General features: G+C 67.4%; 19 protein-coding genes. 7 read left to right on the top strand and 12 right to left on the bottom strand.

Going from position 1 to position 17425, the window contains the following annotated elements; translation table 11 throughout:
• Positions 1-44 precede the first annotated feature (44 nt).
• Entirely contained in the window at positions 45-656 is a 612-nt protein-coding gene (locus ACWGRX_RS24510) for a LemA family protein (RefSeq protein ID WP_452119685.1), read from the bottom strand.
• Between the two features lie 138 nt (positions 657-794).
• On the opposite strand from ACWGRX_RS24510, the gene ggt reads away from it, so the two are divergent.
• Positions 795-2558, top strand: a complete 1764-nt coding sequence (gene ggt, locus ACWGRX_RS24505) for a gamma-glutamyltransferase (protein ID WP_452119684.1) — start codon at positions 795-797, stop codon at positions 2556-2558.
• A gap of 717 nt (positions 2559-3275) precedes the next feature.
• Here ggt and ACWGRX_RS24500 read toward each other — a convergent pair.
• The 4 genes from ACWGRX_RS24500 to ACWGRX_RS24485 all read right to left on the bottom strand — a co-directional run bounded on the left by ACWGRX_RS24500 (position 3276) and on the right by ACWGRX_RS24485 (position 6444).
• Positions 3276-3623: an RcnB family protein gene (locus ACWGRX_RS24500; RefSeq protein WP_291639036.1), complete on the bottom strand. Its 348-nt coding sequence runs from the start codon at positions 3621-3623 to the stop codon at positions 3276-3278.
• Positions 3624-3961: 338 nt separating this feature from the next.
• On the bottom strand, positions 3962-4441 hold the full coding sequence (locus tag ACWGRX_RS24495) for a hypothetical protein (protein WP_291639035.1): 480 nt from the start codon (positions 4439-4441) through the stop codon (positions 3962-3964).
• 4 nt (positions 4442-4445) lie between these two features.
• Positions 4446-5672 (bottom strand): dual-specificity RNA methyltransferase RlmN, encoded by a 1227-nt coding sequence (gene rlmN, locus ACWGRX_RS24490; RefSeq protein WP_291639034.1) that lies wholly within the window; start codon positions 5670-5672, stop codon positions 4446-4448.
• A 205-nt stretch (positions 5673-5877) separates the two neighbouring features.
• Positions 5878-6444 (bottom strand): invasion associated locus B family protein, encoded by a 567-nt coding sequence (locus ACWGRX_RS24485; RefSeq protein WP_452119683.1) that lies wholly within the window; start codon positions 6442-6444, stop codon positions 5878-5880.
• A gap of 219 nt (positions 6445-6663) precedes the next feature.
• Between ACWGRX_RS24485 and ACWGRX_RS24480 the strand changes: the two genes are divergently transcribed.
• On the top strand, positions 6664-7635 hold the full coding sequence (locus ACWGRX_RS24480; RefSeq protein ID WP_452119682.1) for an NADPH:quinone oxidoreductase family protein: 972 nt from the start codon (positions 6664-6666) through the stop codon (positions 7633-7635).
• Between the two features lie 54 nt (positions 7636-7689).
• On the opposite strand, the gene ACWGRX_RS24475 is transcribed toward ACWGRX_RS24480, so the two are convergent.
• Positions 7690-8070 (bottom strand): YkvA family protein, encoded by a 381-nt coding sequence (locus ACWGRX_RS24475; RefSeq protein WP_291649700.1) that lies wholly within the window; start codon positions 8068-8070, stop codon positions 7690-7692.
• A gap of 171 nt (positions 8071-8241) precedes the next feature.
• Between ACWGRX_RS24475 and ACWGRX_RS24470 the strand changes: the two genes are divergently transcribed.
• On the top strand, positions 8242-9027 hold the full coding sequence (locus ACWGRX_RS24470) for an SDR family NAD(P)-dependent oxidoreductase (RefSeq protein WP_291639030.1): 786 nt from the start codon (positions 8242-8244) through the stop codon (positions 9025-9027).
• 68 nt (positions 9028-9095) lie between these two features.
• Here the strand turns inward: ACWGRX_RS24470 and ACWGRX_RS24465 are convergent, their stop codons facing one another.
• Both ACWGRX_RS24465 and ftsY read right to left on the bottom strand, forming a co-directional pair.
• Positions 9096-9728, bottom strand: a complete 633-nt coding sequence (locus ACWGRX_RS24465) for a septation protein A (RefSeq protein WP_291639029.1) — start codon at positions 9726-9728, stop codon at positions 9096-9098.
• The gene (gene ftsY, locus ACWGRX_RS24460; protein WP_452119681.1) at positions 9725-10939 is read right to left on the bottom strand and encodes a signal recognition particle-docking protein FtsY; all 1215 of its coding nucleotides are present in this window, start codon (positions 10937-10939) and stop codon (positions 9725-9727) included. The genes ACWGRX_RS24465 and ftsY overlap by 4 nt, the downstream gene beginning before the upstream one ends.
• Positions 10940-11103: 164 nt before the next feature.
• Between ftsY and ACWGRX_RS24455 the strand changes: the two genes are divergently transcribed.
• The 3 genes from ACWGRX_RS24455 to ACWGRX_RS24445 all read left to right on the top strand — a co-directional run bounded on the left by ACWGRX_RS24455 (position 11104) and on the right by ACWGRX_RS24445 (position 13718).
• Entirely contained in the window at positions 11104-11784 is a 681-nt protein-coding gene (locus tag ACWGRX_RS24455; protein WP_452119704.1) for an RluA family pseudouridine synthase, read from the top strand.
• Between the two features lie 89 nt (positions 11785-11873).
• Positions 11874-12527, top strand: coding sequence for a DUF6875 domain-containing protein (locus ACWGRX_RS24450; RefSeq protein WP_452119680.1), 654 nt, complete (start codon positions 11874-11876; stop codon positions 12525-12527).
• Positions 12528-12530: 3 nt separating this feature from the next.
• Positions 12531-13718 (top strand): GNAT family N-acetyltransferase, encoded by a 1188-nt coding sequence (locus ACWGRX_RS24445; protein ID WP_452119679.1) that lies wholly within the window; start codon positions 12531-12533, stop codon positions 13716-13718.
• 30 nt (positions 13719-13748) lie between these two features.
• Here ACWGRX_RS24445 and ACWGRX_RS24440 read toward each other — a convergent pair whose 3' ends face one another.
• The 4 genes from ACWGRX_RS24440 to ACWGRX_RS24425 form a co-directional block, all read right to left on the bottom strand.
• Entirely contained in the window at positions 13749-14048 is a 300-nt protein-coding gene (locus tag ACWGRX_RS24440; protein ID WP_291639025.1) for a 4a-hydroxytetrahydrobiopterin dehydratase, read from the bottom strand.
• A gap of 4 nt (positions 14049-14052) precedes the next feature.
• Positions 14053-14631 carry an RNA 2',3'-cyclic phosphodiesterase gene (gene thpR / locus ACWGRX_RS24435; RefSeq protein WP_291639024.1) on the bottom strand — a complete coding sequence of 193 codons (579 nt, stop codon included), beginning with the start codon at positions 14629-14631 and terminating at the stop codon, positions 14053-14055.
• A gap of 157 nt (positions 14632-14788) precedes the next feature.
• Complete coding sequence (locus ACWGRX_RS24430) at positions 14789-15844, bottom strand: aldo/keto reductase (protein WP_452119678.1); 1056 nt, start codon at positions 15842-15844, stop codon at positions 14789-14791.
• Positions 15845-15917: 73 nt separating this feature from the next.
• The gene (locus tag ACWGRX_RS24425) at positions 15918-16511 is read right to left on the bottom strand and encodes an arylesterase (RefSeq protein ID WP_452119703.1); all 594 of its coding nucleotides are present in this window, start codon (positions 16509-16511) and stop codon (positions 15918-15920) included.
• A 193-nt stretch (positions 16512-16704) separates the two neighbouring features.
• Here ACWGRX_RS24425 and ACWGRX_RS24420 point away from each other — a divergent pair, with 193 nt between their 5' ends.
• A complete protein-coding gene (locus tag ACWGRX_RS24420; RefSeq protein WP_452119677.1) occupies positions 16705-17424 on the top strand; it encodes an ABC transporter ATP-binding protein in 720 nt (239 codons plus the stop codon).
• Position 17425 lies beyond the last annotated feature (1 nt).

Here is a 17425-nt window from a genome sequence, read left to right as displayed (position 1 = left end):
CCGCGCTTGCCCACGATCGGCAGAGTCCATTGAAGGCTTTAAAGTCAGAACTTCACCGCCGGCGGCCGCTCCGCCCCGGCCGTCGCCGAGAAGCTCTCCATCGGCTTGGCGCCCCAGAACAGCCGCGCCCAGATCACGCCGGGAAAGGTCCTGATCTCGGTGTTGAAGGCCTGCACCGCCTGGATGTAGTCGCGGCGCGCAACCGTCACCCGGTTCTCGGTGCCTTCCAGTTGCGATTGCAAAGCGAGGAAGTTCTGGTTCGACTTGAGATCGGGATAGCGCTCGACCGTGACCATCAGGCGCCCGAGCGCACCGGAAAGCTGATTCTGCGCGTCCTGATACTCCTTGAACTTGGCGGGGTCGGTGATGGTCGAGGCGTCAACCTTGACCTGCGTCGCCTTGGCGCGGGCCTCGATCACCTGCGTCAACACCTCACGCTCCTGCTGGGCATAGCCCTTCACCGTTTCGACCAGGTTGGGGATCAGGTCAGCCCGGCGCTGATACTGGTTCTGCACTTCGCCCCAGGCCGCCTTCGCCTTCTCCTCGAGCGTCGGCACGTTGTTGTAGCCGCAGCCGGCGAGCGCGAGACCGAGCATCCCGACCAGAAGCAGGGCGAAGGAGCGGCGCAGGGCCGGCGAAGGCGCGAGGAGATCCATGGGCGGAAACCTTGACTGGAACGGAAGAACCCGGTGGCCGAGCATAGCTGCGCCGCGAGTCAGATCAAAGACACGCCGAGCATGGCGCGACAGGGGCGATTGGGACTAGTCTTCGCCGGCAAGGCGAGAGGAATGCCCATGCTGCGTACCCTGTCCTTCATAGCTCGTTTCTCGCTGCCCGCGGCCGGGCTCTGGCTCGCACTGGGCGCCCCCGCCGCGGCGCAGCAGGGGCTCGCCCCGGCTCCGGAGGCCGCGACTGGCCGTACTGCCCGGACGATGGGCACGGCACAACGCTACATGGCGGCCGCCGCCAACCCGCTCGCCGCTGCGGCAGGACGCGAGATCCTGCGCGCCGGCGGCAGCGCCACCGACGCGGCGATCGCGATCCAGCTGGTGCTCAACCTGGTCGAGCCGCAGAGCTCCGGCATCGGCGGCGGCGCCTTCTTCGTGCATTGGGACGAGGCGGGAAAGCGCCTGACCACGCTGGACGGGCGCGAGACTGCGCCGAAGGCGGCGAGACCCGAGCGGTTCCTCGACCCCGACGGCAAGCCGATGAAGTTCGCCGATGCCGTGGTCGGTGGCCGCTCCGTCGGCGTGCCCGGAACGGTCAGACTGCTCGAGGAGGCGCATGAGCGCTGGGGCAAGCTGCCCTGGTCCGAGCTGTTCGCGCCGGCGATCAAGCTGGCCGAGCAGGGCTTTGCGATCTCGCCCCGCCTCGCCGGCCTGCTGGCGCTGGAAAAGAACCTGGTTAAGGATCCGCGCGCCGCCGCCTATTTCTACGAGGCCGATGGCCGGCCCAAGGCGGTTGGAACCATCCTCAAGAATCCGGCCTTCGCCGCGACGCTGCGCGCCATCGCCGGGCGCGGCGCCGATGCCTTCTATGAGGGCGAGATCGCCCAGGACATCGTCGCCGCCGTCACCGGCCACAAGAACAATCCCGGCGACATCACGCTCGAGGATCTCTCCGGCTACGCGGTCGAGGAACGCGCTCCTGTCTGCGGCCGCTATCGGGTCTACACGCTCTGCGGCATGGGCCCGCCGAGCTCCGGCGCCATCGCCGTGCAGCAGATCCTCGGCATCGTCGAGCGCGCGGACATGGCCCGGCTCGGTCCCGGGCCGGAAGCGGCGCACTGGATCGCCGAGGCCGGCCGCCTAGCCTTCGCCGACCGAGCGCTCTATCTCGCCGACCCCGCCTTCCTCAGCGTCCCCACTTCCGGGCTGATCGACGAGGGCTATCTGCGCGGCCGCGCCGGGCTGGTGAAGCCCGACAAATCGATGGGCAAGGCGACTGCCGGCGATCCTCCGCACAAGCGCGCGCAATTGCTCGCCCCGTCCGACGGGATCGAGAACGGCACCAGCCATATCTCGGTGATCGACGCCGCCGGCAACGCCGTCTCGATGACCACGACGATCGAGGACGGTTTCGGCGCCCGGCTGATGACCAAGGGCGGCTTCCTGCTCAACAATGAGCTGACCGATTTCAGCTTCGCGCCGATCGAGGACGGCAAGCCGGTCGCCAACCGCGTCGAGCCCGGCAAACGGCCGCGCTCCTCGATGGCGCCGACCATCGTCTTCGACGCTTTCGGCCGGCTCTATGCCATCACCGGCTCGCCCGGCGGCAGCCAGATCATCGGCTATGTCGCAAAAACCCTGATCGCCCTGCTCGACTGGAAAATGGACCCGCAACAGGCGGCGGATCTCGGCAATTTCGGCAGCCGCAACGGTCCAACCGAGCTTGAAAAAGGCACCGAGGCCGAAGCCTGGAAGGCGGCGCTGGAAGCCAGGGGCCACGAGGTCCGCCTGCTCGATATGACCTCGGGCATCCAGGCCATCGTCAAGACGCCGGCGGGCTATCTCGGCGGCGCCGACGGCAGGCGCGAGGGCGTGGCGATCGGGGACTGATATTATCGCTGAGATTCTGAGTCTGGAGAGTTTCAGATGCCGAGGCCATTTATATTTTTTATCTACGCCCTCGCGATTATAATGATAACAACAGGGATATTAGTTATCCATTTAAGCTCATCAGACCCGAGTCCGTTTATAAGAGCATATTTTAAACCAATTGTTTCTATACATGCAATCTGCTGGATGATACTCGGAATAATAAGCAATTATTTTTGGAGTATTTATAATCAGAATGGAAATTTTTTGGTGGTAGATTATAATGATGTAATAGCACCGTTACTGATATCTCCAATTATAATTTATAGCTTCTATCCAAATATAGATGATGAGAAAATTAGCTTCCTAACTAATCTTATTGCGTTTCAGAGCGGCTTCTTTTGGAAGGCGGTGTTTGACAAGGCAAAAGGCAAATAAGATCACAAGGATACCTTGGGCTGCTTCCCGTCAGATCCACGGCTCTCGATCAGGCCGGAAAGGAAGCCGGAAGCTCCCCGGAGCAGGAACAGCGCGGAAATGATCTGCCGTTCGGCGGTGGTCGACGCGCACGCTTATTCGAGCATGGTGACGCGACGCCTACTGGTAGCTTCTTGAACGGTTCGCAGCGTAGCAGTTCTAGAGCCTTTCCGCATTTCTCCGAAATCGCGAAAAGGCTCTAACGCTCTGTTTTATCGCATTTTCTTCACGCGAACCGATATCTATTTCGCTGGAAATACTCTAGCGCGCCGCGGTCACCGCCGCGACCAGGCCCGTCGCCATGCTCAGCAACAGGTAGTTATTGTCGACCTTGACCCAGGTCTGGCCGCGGCCCGGCGTGCGCAGGCCATGGCGGTGGTAGTCCCGCACCTGGCCGTGCCGGCGCCAGTCGTTCATGCGCTGACCCTTCGCCCAGCGATGGTGGCGGATTTCCTTCTGGCGGACATGACCGCGAGCCGGAGCATGAATCACTCTTTTCTCGACGTAATAGGAATTGGAGCTCGGCCCATGGTAGCGCGGCTGAGCAACGGCAACAGAAGAAGCAATAACGACAAAGCTAGAAGCGAGAATAATAGTACGCTTGAACATGACTAAACTCCGTTGTTCGATAGGTAGAATTTAGCCGTCAGGGATGAACCAAATCTGAACCGTTCCATTAATGTTCTGTAATGATCAGGACATCTGGAGATCAGCGAACAAGAGACGAAGCCGCACTGTCGAGTAGCTTGCGGTTTGCGTTCAGCGCCATTCCGGCTGGGGCCCTCAGGCCCGGCCTTTGGCCGGCACAGGGATAAAGGTCGCGGAACGCCGGAAGCCATCAGGCGGCGCCAGTGCGCAGCGATAGAGCGCCGGAGCGACGCGGCTAGGCCGCTTGCCCGGATGACGATGCGCAGAGCCGACGGGCGCAGCCCGAGCCCTTTTCAGAATCAGGCTGGATCCGCCCGCTCGCCGCCGGCGCCGCGCCCGGCGATCAGCCAGTAGACGAAGCCCGTCGCCGCCCCCACCAGGAACAGGGCGGAGATGATCTGCAGTTCAGCGGCACTCGGCGCGCGCGCGAGTCCGAGCATGGCGAGCGGCAAAAGCGCCGCGAGCACGCCGGTCAGCCCGCTCTGGATCAGCCCGCTGCGCAGGCGGAAGAGCTCGGAGCCGATGGCGACGAGCAGCACCGGCGCCACCAGGATCGCGAAGCCGAGCCGGCCGAGCAGCGAGAACGCCGCATCCGCCGCGGGGCCGGGATCGAAGCCTTGCGCCGCCATGTCGAAAAGGGCCGCGATCAGCCGTTCGAAGCCACCGCCGATTAAAAGGCCGAGATCCGGCGAGACGACACCCGCGATCAGCAAAGCGAACATCCCGGCCCCGACCGCGAAAAGCAGCGCGAACGGGATCAACAACAGCCAGCGCAGCATGATGTCAGCCCGCGAGCGCCGCCGGCTGCTCGGCCTCGCCTTGCTCCAGCATCAGCCTCGCCCTCGCCGAGAGCTTCTCGGTCTCGCTCTTGAGCTGGCCGCAGGCGGCGAGAATGTCGCGCCCGCGCGGGGTGCGCACCGGCGAGGCATAGCCGGCGCGGAAGACGATCTCGGAGAAGCGCTCGATCCGCTCCCAATCCGAACACTCATATTTCGTGCCGGGCCAGGGATTGAACGGGATCAGGTTGATCTTGGCCGGAATACCCTTGAGCAGCCGGACCAGCTCGCGCGCATCCGCGTCGCTGTCGTTCACGCCCTTCAGCATCACATATTCGAAGGTGATGCGCTTGGCGTTCGACAGGCCGGGATAGTTGCGGCAGGCCTCGAGCAGCTCCTTGATCGGGTACTTCTTGTTGAGCGGCACCAGCTCGTTGCGCAGCTCGTCGCGCACCGCATGCAGCGAGATCGCCAGCATCGTGCCCATATCGTCGCCGAGCGGGCCGATCTGCGGCACGACGCCGGAGGTCGAGACGGTGATGCGGCGGCGACCGAGCGAGAGCCCCTCATTGTCGGCGATCACGTCGATCGCGTCGCGCACGCCGTCGAAATTGTAGAGCGGCTCGCCCATGCCCATGAAGACGATGTTGGAGACGAAGCGCCCACCATCATTTGGCACGAAGGCGCCGTCCGGCGCGCTGCGGTTCGGGAAATCGCCGAGGCGCTCGCGCGCCACCATCAGCTGGGCGACGATCTCCTCGGTGGTGAGGTTGCGCACCAGGCGCTGCGTGCCGGTATGGCAGAAGGTGCAGGTCAGCGTGCAGCCGACCTGGCTCGAAACGCAGAGCGTGCCGCGGTCGACCTCGGGGATATAGACGCATTCGATCTCGGCGCCGCGGTCGCGCGGGCCGGTCGGCGCCATCCGCAGCAGCCATTTGCGGGTGCCGTCGCTCGAGACCTGCTCGGCGGTGACCTCGGGCAAATCGAGCGTGAAGCGCTCGGCGAGCGCGCTGCGCAGGCCCTTGCCGATCGTCGTCATCGCCGAAAAATCACGGACGCCGTAGTGATAGACCCAGTTCCAGAGCTGGCCGACGCGCATGCGCCGCTCCTTCTCGGGAACGCCGATCTCGGCCAGCGCCTCGGCCATGCCGGCGCGCGTGCGGCCGACCAGCGAAGGGCGCCGCAAAGCAGGTTCGACCGCCGGAGCGGTGGAAGAAGGGGCGGTAACGGTCATCGGAACTCGGTTCGAAATGGGCCACCGGGCCCTGAATTTCCGCGGCTCATAGCATGAAAACCCGGTATCGTGAAATCACGAGCGAGCAGCCGGGCATGCATATGGGTCCGGCCCTCGGGCACGGAGGCGATCGGCAGGAAGCGGAAAGGCCGCGACGAGGCGGCCATATCGGTGGAAGCGCCGGCCTCGCCGAGCAGAGCAGGCGCTACTTGCAGGCGTCCTCGGCCCGCTTGACGATCTGCGAGATGCCGGCGAGCGAATATTTGTCGCTGGTCGGGTTGCCGCGCTTCGAGGTGCCCTTGATCTCGAGCGCCGAGCCCTTGCGCAGCGCGTCGAGCATGCGGCCTTCCTCGGCCGGGTTCTTCAGCCAGATGTTCTGGCCCTTGGCGACGAGCACGAAGCGCTCATTGCCGATGATCGCCTGATGCTCGACATCTTCCTTGAGGTCGAAATTCATCACCAGGCTGATCTCGTTGCGCACGCCCTCGGTCGGACGGGTCGAGATGAACAGCAGCCCATCGACGTCCTTGAGATTGGCGGGCGAACGGCTCTCGGCCTTGGAGAGCGCATAGCAGATCTTCGAGCGGCCCTGCTGCGAGGAGAAGGCCTGCCATTTGCCGGCGGTCTCGAGCAGGAGCGCCTGGCCCTGGCCGCTGGAGGCGCGCTGCGCCTGGGCCGCACCGGGCGACAGCAGCGCCAGCGCAGTCAGGCTGAAAAGGGCAGCCGCCGTGAGCGGGCGGCGGGCGGAGAAGGGAGCCGGCTTGCGAATCATGGATCGCCACTAATCATCAGAAATCTTAACGCCAGATGGAGGCCATGCGAGATCGGCGATCCGGACAGCGCGCCACGACGCATAGAATGTCACGATCCTGGCGAAAATGCGAATAATTCGCCAGGCTTCCCGCGCGGTTTCCCCCGCGACCGCGCCGTGCCAGCTTGACGCTGAGCGAGGCTGCCGGCCGAACGAAGCCCCAGAAGGAACCGACACACGATGAAGGCGCTGCTCTGCGAGGCTCATGGCCCGGCCGAAACCCTCGTCATCCGCGATCTGCCCGAACCGGAACCTGGGCCGGGCGAGATCGCGATCAGGGTCAGCGCCGCGGCGCTGAATTTCTTCGACACGCTGGTCATCCAGGGGCGCTATCAGGTCAAGCCGGCACTTCCCTTCTCGCCCTCGGCCGAATGCGCCGGCATCGTCAGCGCGCTCGGCGAGGGGGTGACCCAATGGCGCCTCGGCGAGCGGGTCGCCGCCTGGCTCGGCCATGGCGCGGCCCGCGAGATCGTCGTAGTTCCGACCGAAGCGGCAATCCGGATTCCCGAGAAGCTGAGCGATCGGCAGGCCGCCGGGCTGTTCGTCACCTATGGCACCGCCATGCACGGGCTGATCCAGCGCGGCGAACTGAAAGCCGGCGAGACGCTGGCGGTGCTCGGCGCCGCCGGCGGGGCGGGGCTCGCGGCTGTCGAGATCGGCGCCCTTCTCGGCGCGCGCGTCATCGCCTGCGCCTCCTCGCCGGAAAAGCTCGCCTTGGCGCGCGAGCATGGCGCGCAGGAGGGGCTCGACTATGCGGCGGACGATCTGCGGGCCGGACTGCGCCGTCTCGCCCCGGACGGGGTCGACGTGCTCTACGACACGATCGGCGGCGATCTCGCCGAGCCGGCCTTGCGCGCGATGGGCTGGGGCGGGCGCTATCTCGTCGTCGGCTTCGCCGGCGGCGCCATTCCGAGGCCGCCGCTCAACCTCCTGCTGCTCAAGGGCTGCGATCTGCGTGGCGTGTTCTGGGGCGATTTCGTCCGGCGCGAGCCCGCCGCACACCGCGCCAATATGGAGCGCCTGCTCGGCTGGGCGGCGGAGGGCAGGATCCGCGCCCATGTCCACGCCGCCTTCCCGCTCGAGCGCGCCGCCGAGGCCCTCGCGCTGATCGCGGAGCGCAAGGCCCAAGGCAAGGTGGTGCTGACGCCCTGAGGCACTGGAGCCCGTTTTACCGATCAGATTCATCCAATCCGATCGGATCCGGCTCTAGAGCTCGGCGAGGACCTTCTTCGCCCTGGCGCGGTGCTCGACCGTGATCGAGCCCGCCACGGCCGCGATCGCCGCCGCCAACACGGCCGCATCGTCGGTGAAGCCGAGGAAGGGCATGATGTCGGGCAGCGCGTCGACCGGCAGCACGAAATAGCCGAGCGCGCCGAGCAGCGTGTAGCGCACGCGCCGCGGCGTTGCCGGATCGCGGGCGCAGAACCAGGCGGCGAGCCCGTCCTCGGCGAAGGGGATGCGCTTGGCCACGCGCCGGAGCAGAGCCATGAGCTCCGAGCCGAAGCGTTCCTCGTCGCGCAGGCTCCGGCGGATCGCCGCCATCTCCTCGGCGGTGAAGCGCTGGCTGAAGCTGAAGCTGTCGCTCATTCCTCTCTCCCTTGGCGCGCCAACACTAGCCCGCCGTCGACGCGAAAATGTGGCCCCGCATGAAGGGCTGCACAAGGGATCGACTCAGAATCGCACGTCGAACCCTCTTGGAGCCGGAGCATCGCGCCTCTAAACCCCTTGCAGCAATGTCAAAAGCTTGAGGAACGCGCCATGCAGCTCGATTCGTCCCTTGCCGCCATCGTCACCGGCGGCGCCTCCGGTCTCGGCGAAGGCACCGCGCGCATGCTCGCCAGCCATGGCGTCAAGGTCGCGCTGTTCGATCTCAATGCCGAGCGCGGCGAAGCGATCGCCAAGGAGATCGGCGGGCTGTTCGTCGCCTGCGACGTCACCGACGAGGCGTCCGTCGACGCCGCCTTGCAAAAATCCCGCGCCGCCCATGGCGTCGCCCGCATCGTCGTCAACTGCGCCGGCATCGCGCCCGGCCGCCGCGTCGTCTCGAAGAAGCGCGAGACCGGCGAATTGATCGCCCATGACCTCGCCACGTTCGAGAAGGCGGTCGCGATCAATCTGACCGGCACCTTCCGCCTGATCGCCAAATCGGCGGTGGCGCTGGCGGCGCTCGAACCGGTCACCCCGGATGGCGGCCGCGGCGTCTTCGTCTGCACCGCCTCGGTCGCCGCCGAGGACGGCCAGATCGGCCAGGCCGCCTATGCCGCCTCGAAGGCCGGCGTCGTCGGCCTGACCCTGCCGGTCGCCCGCGACCTCGCCGGGGTCGGCATCCGCATCGTCACGATCATGCCCGGCCTGTTCGAGACGCCGATGTTCGCCGGCCTGCCCGACGATGCCCGCGCCTCGCTCGCTGTCTCGGTGCCGCACCCCTCGCGCCTCGGCCGGCCGGCCGAATACGCCGCGCTGGTCAAGAGCATCGTCGAGAACGACATGCTGAACGGCACCGCGATCCGCCTCGACGGCGCGATCCGCCTCGCGCCGAAGTAGGGCCGCTCCCCGCTTGTCATTCCGGGGCTCCTCGCTTTGCGAGGCCCCGGAATGACAGTGCAGAAGCTTTACTCCGCCGCGCCCTCGCGCTTGATCTCGTGCTTCAGGATCAGCGGCGTCTGTGCCAGCGCGAAGATCATGGTCAGCGGCATCACGCCCCAGACCTTGAAGGCAACCCAGAAATCCTGGCTCTGGGTCCGCCAGACCAGTTCGTTCAGCGCCGCCAGCACGAAGAAGAACAGGCCCCAGCGCAGCGTCAGCTTGCGCCAGCCGGCATCGTCGAGCTGCAGCACGCTGTCGAGCACCAGCGCCAGCAGCGAGCGGCCGAACCAGAGCCCGCCGAGCAGCACGCAGCCGAACAGCGTGTTCACGATCGTCGGCTTGACCTTGATGAAGAAGGCATCGTCGAGCGCGATGGTCAGGCCGCCGAACACCGTGACCACCACCGCATTGACGATCGCCATGCGCGGCAGATGGTTCATCAGGATCTTCGACAGCGCCAGCGCCAGGAGCGAGGCAGCGATGAAGATGCCGGTGGCGACGAAGATGCGCCGGTCCGACTCGATCCCGAACAGCCGGTCGCCATAGGAATTGGCGAAGAAGAACACGGCGAGCGGGCCGAATTCGAGCGCCAGCTTGAGCAGCGGGTTGATCGGCTTCGCCTTGCCCGCCTCCGTCGCGCTCGCCGCCGTTTCGCTCATGCCAGTTCTCCCAATCCCGCCACGGCCCGCGCGAAATCGCGCGCCTGGAACGGCTCCAGATCGTCGACGCTCTCGCCGACCCCGATGAAATGCACGGGCAGCCCGAACTGCGCCGCCAGGGCAACCAGGATGCCGCCGCGCGCCGTGCCGTCGAGCTTGGTCATCACCAGCCCGGTGACCCCGGCCGTCTCGCGGAAGGCCTCGACCTGGCTGACCGCGTTCTGGCCGACCGTGGCGTCGAGCACGAGCAGCGCCGCATGCGGCGCCTGCGCATCGAGCTTCTGGATCACCCGCACCACCTTGGCGAGCTCGGCCATCAGCCCGGTCTTGTTCTGCAGCCGGCCAGCGGTGTCGATCAAGAGCACGTCGGTTCCCGCAGCTTTCGCCTTCTGCAGCGCCTCGAAGGCGAGCCCCGCGGCATCGGCGCCCTGGTTGCCGGCGACCACCTCGGTTCCCGTCCGGGCACCCCAGACCTTGAGCTGCTCGATCGCGGCTGCTCGGAAGGTGTCGCCCGCCGCCAGCATCACCGACTTGCCTTCGGCTCGGAATTTTGCCGCGAGCTTGCCGATCGTCGTCGTCTTGCCCGAGCCGTTGACCCCGACCATCAGGATCACGAACGGCTTTTTCGTGGCGTCGAGCACCAGCGGCCTAGCGACAGGGGTCAAGATGGCCTCGACCTCGCGCGCCAGGATCGCCTTCACCTCGTCCGGCTCGATCTGCTTGTCATAGCGCCCCTCGCCGACCGCCTTGGCGACACGCGCGGCGGTGGCGAGGCCGAGATCGGCCTGGATCAGGATGTCTTCGAGGTCCTCGAGCGTCGCGGCGTCGAGCTTGCGCTTGGTGAAGAGGTCGGCGATGCCGGTGGTCAGCGCCGAGGAGGTCCGCGACAGGCCATCGGCCAGCCGCCGCCACCAGCTCCGCTTCGGCTGCACCGGCTCGGCTGCGACGATCGGCAGCGGCGCCTCCTCGCCGAAAAGCACCTCCGGGGCGAGCAGCGCCTCGGCTTCGGGCTGGGGCTCCGGCTCGGCTGGAAGCTCCGGGACGACATCGACCGGGCGTTCCGATTCCGGCTCCGCCACGTGTTCGACGACCGGCTCCGGGGCCGGCGCGGTCTCGACCACCGGAGCCGCCGGCTCCTGCGGCCTTTGCTTCTCGTCCAGCCCGAACAGCTTCGAGAAGAAGCCGCGCTTTTTCGGTTCGGTCTCGCTCATCGCTCGTCCTGACGCCCCATGCGGCGACACTTCCGGTTGCATGGCCCTGCGGCCTTCGTTAGCGCAATGCCATGAGCCAGCCGGACCGACCAGTCTTTTCGCCAGAAGCCGCGCCAGGGGAGCAGCCCTCCGAGCCGCCCGTTCCCCTGCTCTATCGCGACGCGATGATGCTCGTCATCGACAAGCCGGCCGGTCTGCCGGTGCATCGCGGCCCGCAGGCGAAGGGCCGTGTCATCCCGGTGCTGACCGACCATCTCGACGCGCTGCGCTTCGGCCTGCCGCGTCGCCCGGAAGCCGCGCACCGGCTCGACAAGGACACCTCCGGCTGCCTCGTCCTCGGCCGCCATCCGCGCGCCATGGCGCAGCTCAACCAGATGTTCCGCGATGGCCGCATCGGCAAGACCTATTGGGCCGTGGTCGAATGCGAGCCGACCGAGGAAGAAGGCTTGATCGACCTTGCCCTGGCAAAGCTCTCGCCAGATCGCGGCTGGTGGATGAAGCCCGATCCGGCCGGCCTGCCCTCACAGACGCGCTATCGCGTGCTCGGCCGTGGCCGGCTCGACGAGGCGCCGCTCGCCTGGCTGGCGCTGGAGCCGCTGACCGGCCGTACCCACCAGCTGCGGGTGCATTGCGCCGCCAGCGGCTGGCCGATCCGCGGCGACGAGATCTACGGCACCGCACCGCGCAGCGGCGGCCCCGGTCTGCATCTGCATGCCCACGACCTGACCTTGCCGCTTTATCCGAAGCGCGCTCCGATCCGGGTCGAGGCGCCGCCGCCGCCGCATCTGCATGCCGCGCTCTCCGCGTGCGGCTGGGCGCCGGGCGAAACCTTTCCTAAACCCTAACGGCGAACCGGCCTTGCCCGATGGTCCGGTCAACCATTCCCTAAGCCGCGCCTGCTATCGCTGGTTGTAGAGGCGCGGAGCGCGGGATCATGCTGGAGCAGGTGGCGAGGACGGCCGAGACGCGCAGCGCGCTTCTGAGCTTCGCGCAGGCACGCGCCGAGATCTCGGCCCGGCCGGAAGCCAATGCCGCGCTGGCGACGCTCGCCGACTGGGTCGAGAGCTACCTGATGCGCGAGCATCCGCAACTCGGCCGCACCGGCGCCGTTTGCCCCTTCACCCGCCAGGCGGCCCGCATCGACACGGCGCGGCTCGCGATCTGCGAGGCGCAGCCGGAGGAGGAGGAGCGCGCCTTCGCATTGACCCGCAGCAGCTTCGCCGCGCTCGACGCCATCTCCTGCAAGCCCAGCATGGAGCATTTCCGGACGATCATCATCGGCTTTCCGCGCTGCGGCGGCGCGGCCGGCCTCGCCATGCTCCAGCGGGTGCAGAAGCGGAACAAGTTCCATTCGCTCAGCCGCCGGAGGATGATCGGCCTGATGCATGCGGAATCCGATGCGCCCGGCCTGTGGAACCCCGATTTCAGACCCCTGCGCTCGCCCTTGCCGGTGCTCGCCATCCGCCATCTCGTCGAGCACGACGCGCCCTTCGCGGTGCGCCACCCGCTGCTGCTGCTGCCCTATCTTGCCCATTTCAGACTGACCGGAGCCAGGCGCCTGATCCAGCATCTGCGCGGCCAGGCCTGAGCCATGCCCGCGCGGGCTGCGATGGCGGAGGCGGGAAGCCGGCCTCCCAGCGACGACGCCGCGATGGCGCCGCTCGCGCTCGACCTCCTGACCGACCGTGCCGCCTTCGAGGCGCTGAAGCCGGAATGGGACGGCCTCTTTGCCCGCGCCGGCATGCCGCAGCAGCTCTTCCTGCGCCATGCCTTCCTGCGGCACTGGTGCGACCATTACCTTGATGCTGGGAGCCGCATCTGCATCCTCGGCGGACGCAGCTCCGGCAGGCTTGTGATGCTCTGGCCATTGCTGCGCCGGCGCAGCCTCGGCCTCGACATCCTGCAGTTCATGGGAGCACCGGTCGCCCAGTTCGGCGACGTCCTGATCGAGCCCGGCCCGCACCGGCAGGCCTGGCTCGATGCAGGCTGGAAGGCGCTCGACCGGCTCGGCGCCGATCTCTTCGAGATCCGGCAGTTGCGGGCCGACGCGGCCCTTTCTCGCCCGAAGGCGGCGCTGCTGGTGCAGCGGCAGGACGCGCCCTTCACCGAGCTGGAGCGTCGTGTTTCGGCTGAAGGCCCGAGCCTGGCCTATCCGGCTCGCGAGCGCTCGAACTATCGCCGCCGCCTGCGTCGCCTGGCCGAGCGCGGCGAGCTCGGCTTCGGCGCGCTGAGGCCGGGCGCCGAGGCGCGCAAACTTGCAACGACAGCCGTGACGATGAAGCGCCGCGCCCTCGCCCGGCACGGCATCCTCGCGCCGACGGTCGCCGATCCGCGCTTTCAGGAGCTCTTCGCCGCACTCGCCGGCGACGAGGCCGACGAGGCCGGCCTGCGCCTGTCGATCGTCACCTGTGCCGGCCGGCCGATCGGCATCGACATCTCGTTCGACTGCCTTGGCCGCAGCTTCGGCCATGTCATCGCCAGCGACCCCGATTTCGAGCGCGAGGGCATCGGCCGCATCCTAATCCATCGCGCCTTCGCCGAAGCCAGGGCGCGCGGCAGCGCCGTCTTCGACCTGCTCGCGCCGGCCGATCCCTACAAGCTCGAGCACGCCGACGGCTCGGTCGCGGTCTACGATCTCGCCATGCCGCTGAGCCGGCGCGGCCGCCTCGTCTGCGCCTTGGCGCTGCCGCGCTTGCGCCCGCACCTGAAGACTATGGCGAAGCGCCTGCCCGTAGCCTGGGTCCGCCGCTGGCTCAAAGTCACCCGGCGATCCGGTTGACCAGCCGGCCACGATCAGGCCGCGGCGGCCTCAGCTCGCCATCGCATCCATGGCGCGCGCCATCCTGATGTCGAGCTCGGTCAGCCCGCCCGCGTCGTGGGTGGCCAGCGTCACCTCGACGCTCTTGTAGACATTCGACCATTCCGGATGGTGGTCCATCTTCTCGGCCAGCAGCGCCACCCGGCTCATCCAGCCGAAGGCCTCGCTGAAGTCGCGGAAGACGAAACGCCTGGTGATCGCCTCGCGGCCTTCGACCAGTTTCCAGCCGGCCAGGACCGCCAGCGCTTCCTGCCTCGCCTCGGGGCTGAGGCGCTTGGGCCGATCGTTCATCCTCTCATCTCCGCTCGGAAGCCATGCGGCTCGGCCGGTTCGGATAGGCCGGGCCGAGCGGATAGGCCGCCTCCAGCACATAGGGACCGCCGCCGATCGATTCGCGCGAGGAGAACAGCGCGACGCGACGCGCCGTGAAGCTGATCGGTCGTACGATCGGATGGGTCGCAAGATAATGCGCCACCTCGAGCGGCGAGGCGTCGCGCAGGCGCGCCAAAGTGACATGCGGCATGAACTTGCGCCCCTCCGCCGGCAGCCCGAGACGGCGCATGAGTCGCTCGATATCGGCCTGGAGCTCGCTGAGCTGCGGTGTCGGCTGGACCCGCGCGAACACTGCCCGCGGCCGGTCGCCGCCGAAGCTGCCGAGCTGGTCGAGCGTGATCGTCAGCGGCGGCGCCCGGACATCGTGCAGGAAGCTGTCGACGTCATGGGCCATGCGCCGGTCGATATCGCCAAGGAAGCGCAGAGTGATGTGGTAATCGGCTGGCTCGATCCAGCGCGCACCGATCAGCCCACCGCGATGCAGCGTCAGGGCCGAGGCGACCTCGGCGGGAATCTCCAGGGCAGTGAACAGCCGCGGCATAGCTCTATCAGTGCCAAGCATTTGTGACTCTGGCGAGACGAAGCCTCGCATTGCCAGCCCGACACAGCAAGCCGGCTCCGAACAGGCCCCTCTTGCCCTCCCTCACGACATCGTCATCCCGGCCGTGGCGCCGGGATGACGATGGGCTTTAACACCCTTACGGGCAGGGATTGCCGAAGCGCTGGTGGATCGCGTCGATCTTGGCTTCGAGCTCGGCCGGAATCGTCACAGCGGCCGAGCCGATCGCGATCTTCAGCTGCGCCATGCTGGTCGCGCCGATGATGTTCGAAGTGACGAAGCAGCGCGAGGTGACGAAGGCGAGCGCCATCTGCGCCGGATCGAGCCCGGCTTCACGCGCCAGACCGACATAGGCCCGGATCGCCTCCTCGGCGCCAGCAGTCTCATAGCGCTGGCCGCGGGCGAACAGGGTGGTGCGCGCCCCGGCAGGGCGGGCGCCGTCGAGGTATTTCCCGGTGAGATAGCCCTGTGCCAGCGGCGAATAGGCGAGCAGGCCGACCTGCTCGCGCAGCGCGATCTCGGCCAGCGCCGTCTCGAAGGTGCGGTTCAGGAGATTGTAGGCGTTCTGGATCGACTGCACCCGCGGGCGCCCGCCCGTCTGCGCCTCGGCGAGGAAGCGCATCGTGCCCCAGCCGCTCTCATTGGAGAGGCCGATATGGCGGATCTTCCCGGCCTTGACGAGATCGGCGAAGGCGTCGAGCTGCTCGGCGATCGGCGTCTCGTCCGCCGCCGGCTCGAAGGCGGCCTTGCCGAAGCGGGTCGGGTTCGAACCCCAGGCCATCGGCCGATCGGGGAAATGGATCTGGTAGAGGTCGATATAGTCGGTCTGCAGCCGCTTCAGGCTCTTGTCGACGGCTTCCCCGATCTGCTGGCGGTTGACCCGCGTCGGCCCCTTGTCGTCGCGGAACCAGTCATTGGCCGAGCGGCCGATCACCTTCGAGGCAAGGATCACCTTGTCGCGATTGCCGCGCGCCTTGAACCAGCTGCCGATGAACCGCTCGGTCGAACCCTGCGTCTCCGCCTTGGGCGGAATCGAGTAGAGTTCGGCCGTGTCGAAGAAGTTCACGCCCTGGTCGAGCGCATAGTCCATCTGCTCATGGCCTTCGGCCTCGGTGTTCTGCTGGCCCCAGGTCATGGTGCCCAGGCAGATCGCCGAGACCTCGAGATCGGTGCGGCCGAGTTGACGGTATTCCATGACGCAAGGCTCCGGAGGCGGGCGCACCGGGCGCGCCGCGGACAGATTGAAAGGAAGTGGGAAAGGCCAGCGCTCAGGAGCGCGGGCGCAGGGTGGCGAGAAAGCGCTCCACCGTCGGCAGGATGCGCGTCGCGATGACGCGCACCCCTTCCGCCGTCGGATGCAGCAGATCGGGCTGGTTCAATACCCGGTCACCGGCGATGCCGTCCAGGAAGAACGGATAGAGGATGAGCCCATGCTTTTCGGCGAGGCGGGGATAGAGGCCGTCGAAGCGCGCCGCATAATCGGCGCCGAGATTGCGCGGCGCATACATGCCGGCGAGCAGCACGGGGATGCCGCGCGCCTTGAGCCTGGTCACGATCGCGTCAAGCGCCTTCTCGGTCAGCCCGGGATCGATCCCGCGCAAGGCGTCATTGGCGCCGAGCTCGAGGATGACCCCGTCCGTCCCGTCCGGCACCGACCAGTCGAGCCGCTCGAGCCCGCCCTGCGAGGTGTCGCCGGAGACGCCGGCATTGGCGATCTCGGCGGGAATTCCCTTCTCGCGCAGCAGCTTCTCCAGCACGGCCGGGAAGGCGGCGCTGCCGGGCAGATTGTAGCCGGCGGTCAGGCTGTCGCCGAGCGCGACGAGCTTGAGCGGCGGCGTCTGGGCCTGGAGCGGCATGGTCATGGCATGGAAACCCAAAACGAAGGCAATCAGCAGGGTCGCGGCCCAAAATCCGCGCAATGGCTGGATTCGGGCGCCGGAGCGCCCATATCGGTTGGCGGCGCCGGCCTTGCAGGCAGCGGTCATGGCGGGTCTTTCTCCTTCGGCTCCGGAAGCGGCGCGTAGGAGCGGCATCGGACGGGATGAGAGCGGAAACATGGCGGTGAGCGAGCAGGGCCCCTCGGCGATCGAATTGCGCGACGTCGAACTCAGTCTGGGGCGAGGCGCCGCCCGCGTCCATATCCTGAAGGGCGTCTCGCTGGCCATCGCCCAGGGTCAGGCCACCGGCCTCACCGGCCCGTCCGGCTCCGGCAAGTCGACCCTTCTGATGACCATGGCCGGGCTGGAACGGCCCGATTCCGGCCTCGTCAGGGTGGCCGGCCAGGATCTCGGCGCCCTCGGCGAGGACGAGCTCGCCCTGTTCCGCGGCCGCCGCATCGGCATCGTCTTCCAGTCCTTCCATCTGGTGCCGACCATGACGGCGCGCGAGAACGTCGCCCTCCCGCTGGAGCTCGCCGGTGCGGCCGACGCCTTCGAGCGCGCCGCCGCCGAGCTGCGCAATGTCGGCCTCGGCCACCGCATGGACCATTACCCGGCCCAGCTCTCGGGCGGCGAGCAGCAGCGTGTCGCCATCGCCCGCGCCGTCGCGACCGATCCGGCGATCCTCGTCGCCGACGAGCCGACCGGCAATCTCGACGAGGCGACCGGCCGCTCGATCGTCGATCTGATCTTCGGGCTGCGGCGCGAGCGCGGCGGCACATTGGTGCTCGTCACCCACGACCTTTCGCTCGCAGCCGCCTGCGACCGCACCGTCAGGCTGCGCGCCGGCCGGATCGAGACCCCGGCCGAGGCCCCGCAGACGGCGCCGGCGGCTTGAC

Source organism: Allobosea sp. NPDC055594, assembly GCF_053618995.1.
Note: the sequence above shows the minus strand (reverse complement) of the source record. Positions and strands in the feature narration are given on the sequence as shown.

Excerpts from the sequence above, each read along its gene's own strand:
- ACWGRX_RS24510 (WP_452119685.1), bottom strand. The coding sequence starts at position 656 with ATGGATCTCCTCGCGCCTTCGCCGGCCCTGCGCCGCTCCTTCGCCCTG.
- ggt (WP_452119684.1), top strand. The coding sequence starts at position 795 with ATGCTGCGTACCCTGTCCTTCATAGCTCGTTTCTCGCTGCCCGCGGCC.
- ACWGRX_RS24500 (WP_291639036.1), bottom strand. The coding sequence starts at position 3,623 with ATGTTCAAGCGTACTATTATTCTCGCTTCTAGCTTTGTCGTTATTGCT.
- ACWGRX_RS24495 (WP_291639035.1), bottom strand. The coding sequence starts at position 4,441 with ATGCTGCGCTGGCTGTTGTTGATCCCGTTCGCGCTGCTTTTCGCGGTC.
- rlmN (WP_291639034.1), bottom strand. The coding sequence starts at position 5,672 with ATGACCGTTACCGCCCCTTCTTCCACCGCTCCGGCGGTCGAACCTGCT.
- ACWGRX_RS24485 (WP_452119683.1), bottom strand. The coding sequence starts at position 6,444 with ATGATTCGCAAGCCGGCTCCCTTCTCCGCCCGCCGCCCGCTCACGGCG.
- ACWGRX_RS24480 (WP_452119682.1), top strand. The coding sequence starts at position 6,664 with ATGAAGGCGCTGCTCTGCGAGGCTCATGGCCCGGCCGAAACCCTCGTC.
- ACWGRX_RS24475 (WP_291649700.1), bottom strand. The coding sequence starts at position 8,070 with ATGAGCGACAGCTTCAGCTTCAGCCAGCGCTTCACCGCCGAGGAGATG.
- ACWGRX_RS24470 (WP_291639030.1), top strand. The coding sequence starts at position 8,242 with ATGCAGCTCGATTCGTCCCTTGCCGCCATCGTCACCGGCGGCGCCTCC.
- ACWGRX_RS24465 (WP_291639029.1), bottom strand. The coding sequence starts at position 9,728 with ATGAGCGAAACGGCGGCGAGCGCGACGGAGGCGGGCAAGGCGAAGCCG.
- ftsY (WP_452119681.1), bottom strand. The coding sequence starts at position 10,939 with ATGAGCGAGACCGAACCGAAAAAGCGCGGCTTCTTCTCGAAGCTGTTC.
- ACWGRX_RS24455 (WP_452119704.1), top strand. The coding sequence starts at position 11,104 with ATGATGCTCGTCATCGACAAGCCGGCCGGTCTGCCGGTGCATCGCGGC.
- ACWGRX_RS24450 (WP_452119680.1), top strand. The coding sequence starts at position 11,874 with ATGCTGGAGCAGGTGGCGAGGACGGCCGAGACGCGCAGCGCGCTTCTG.
- ACWGRX_RS24445 (WP_452119679.1), top strand. The coding sequence starts at position 12,531 with ATGCCCGCGCGGGCTGCGATGGCGGAGGCGGGAAGCCGGCCTCCCAGC.
- ACWGRX_RS24440 (WP_291639025.1), bottom strand. The coding sequence starts at position 14,048 with ATGAACGATCGGCCCAAGCGCCTCAGCCCCGAGGCGAGGCAGGAAGCG.
- thpR (WP_291639024.1), bottom strand. The coding sequence starts at position 14,631 with ATGCCGCGGCTGTTCACTGCCCTGGAGATTCCCGCCGAGGTCGCCTCG.
- ACWGRX_RS24430 (WP_452119678.1), bottom strand. The coding sequence starts at position 15,844 with ATGGAATACCGTCAACTCGGCCGCACCGATCTCGAGGTCTCGGCGATC.
- ACWGRX_RS24425 (WP_452119703.1), bottom strand. The coding sequence starts at position 16,511 with ATGACCATGCCGCTCCAGGCCCAGACGCCGCCGCTCAAGCTCGTCGCG.
- ACWGRX_RS24420 (WP_452119677.1), top strand. The coding sequence starts at position 16,705 with ATGGCGGTGAGCGAGCAGGGCCCCTCGGCGATCGAATTGCGCGACGTC.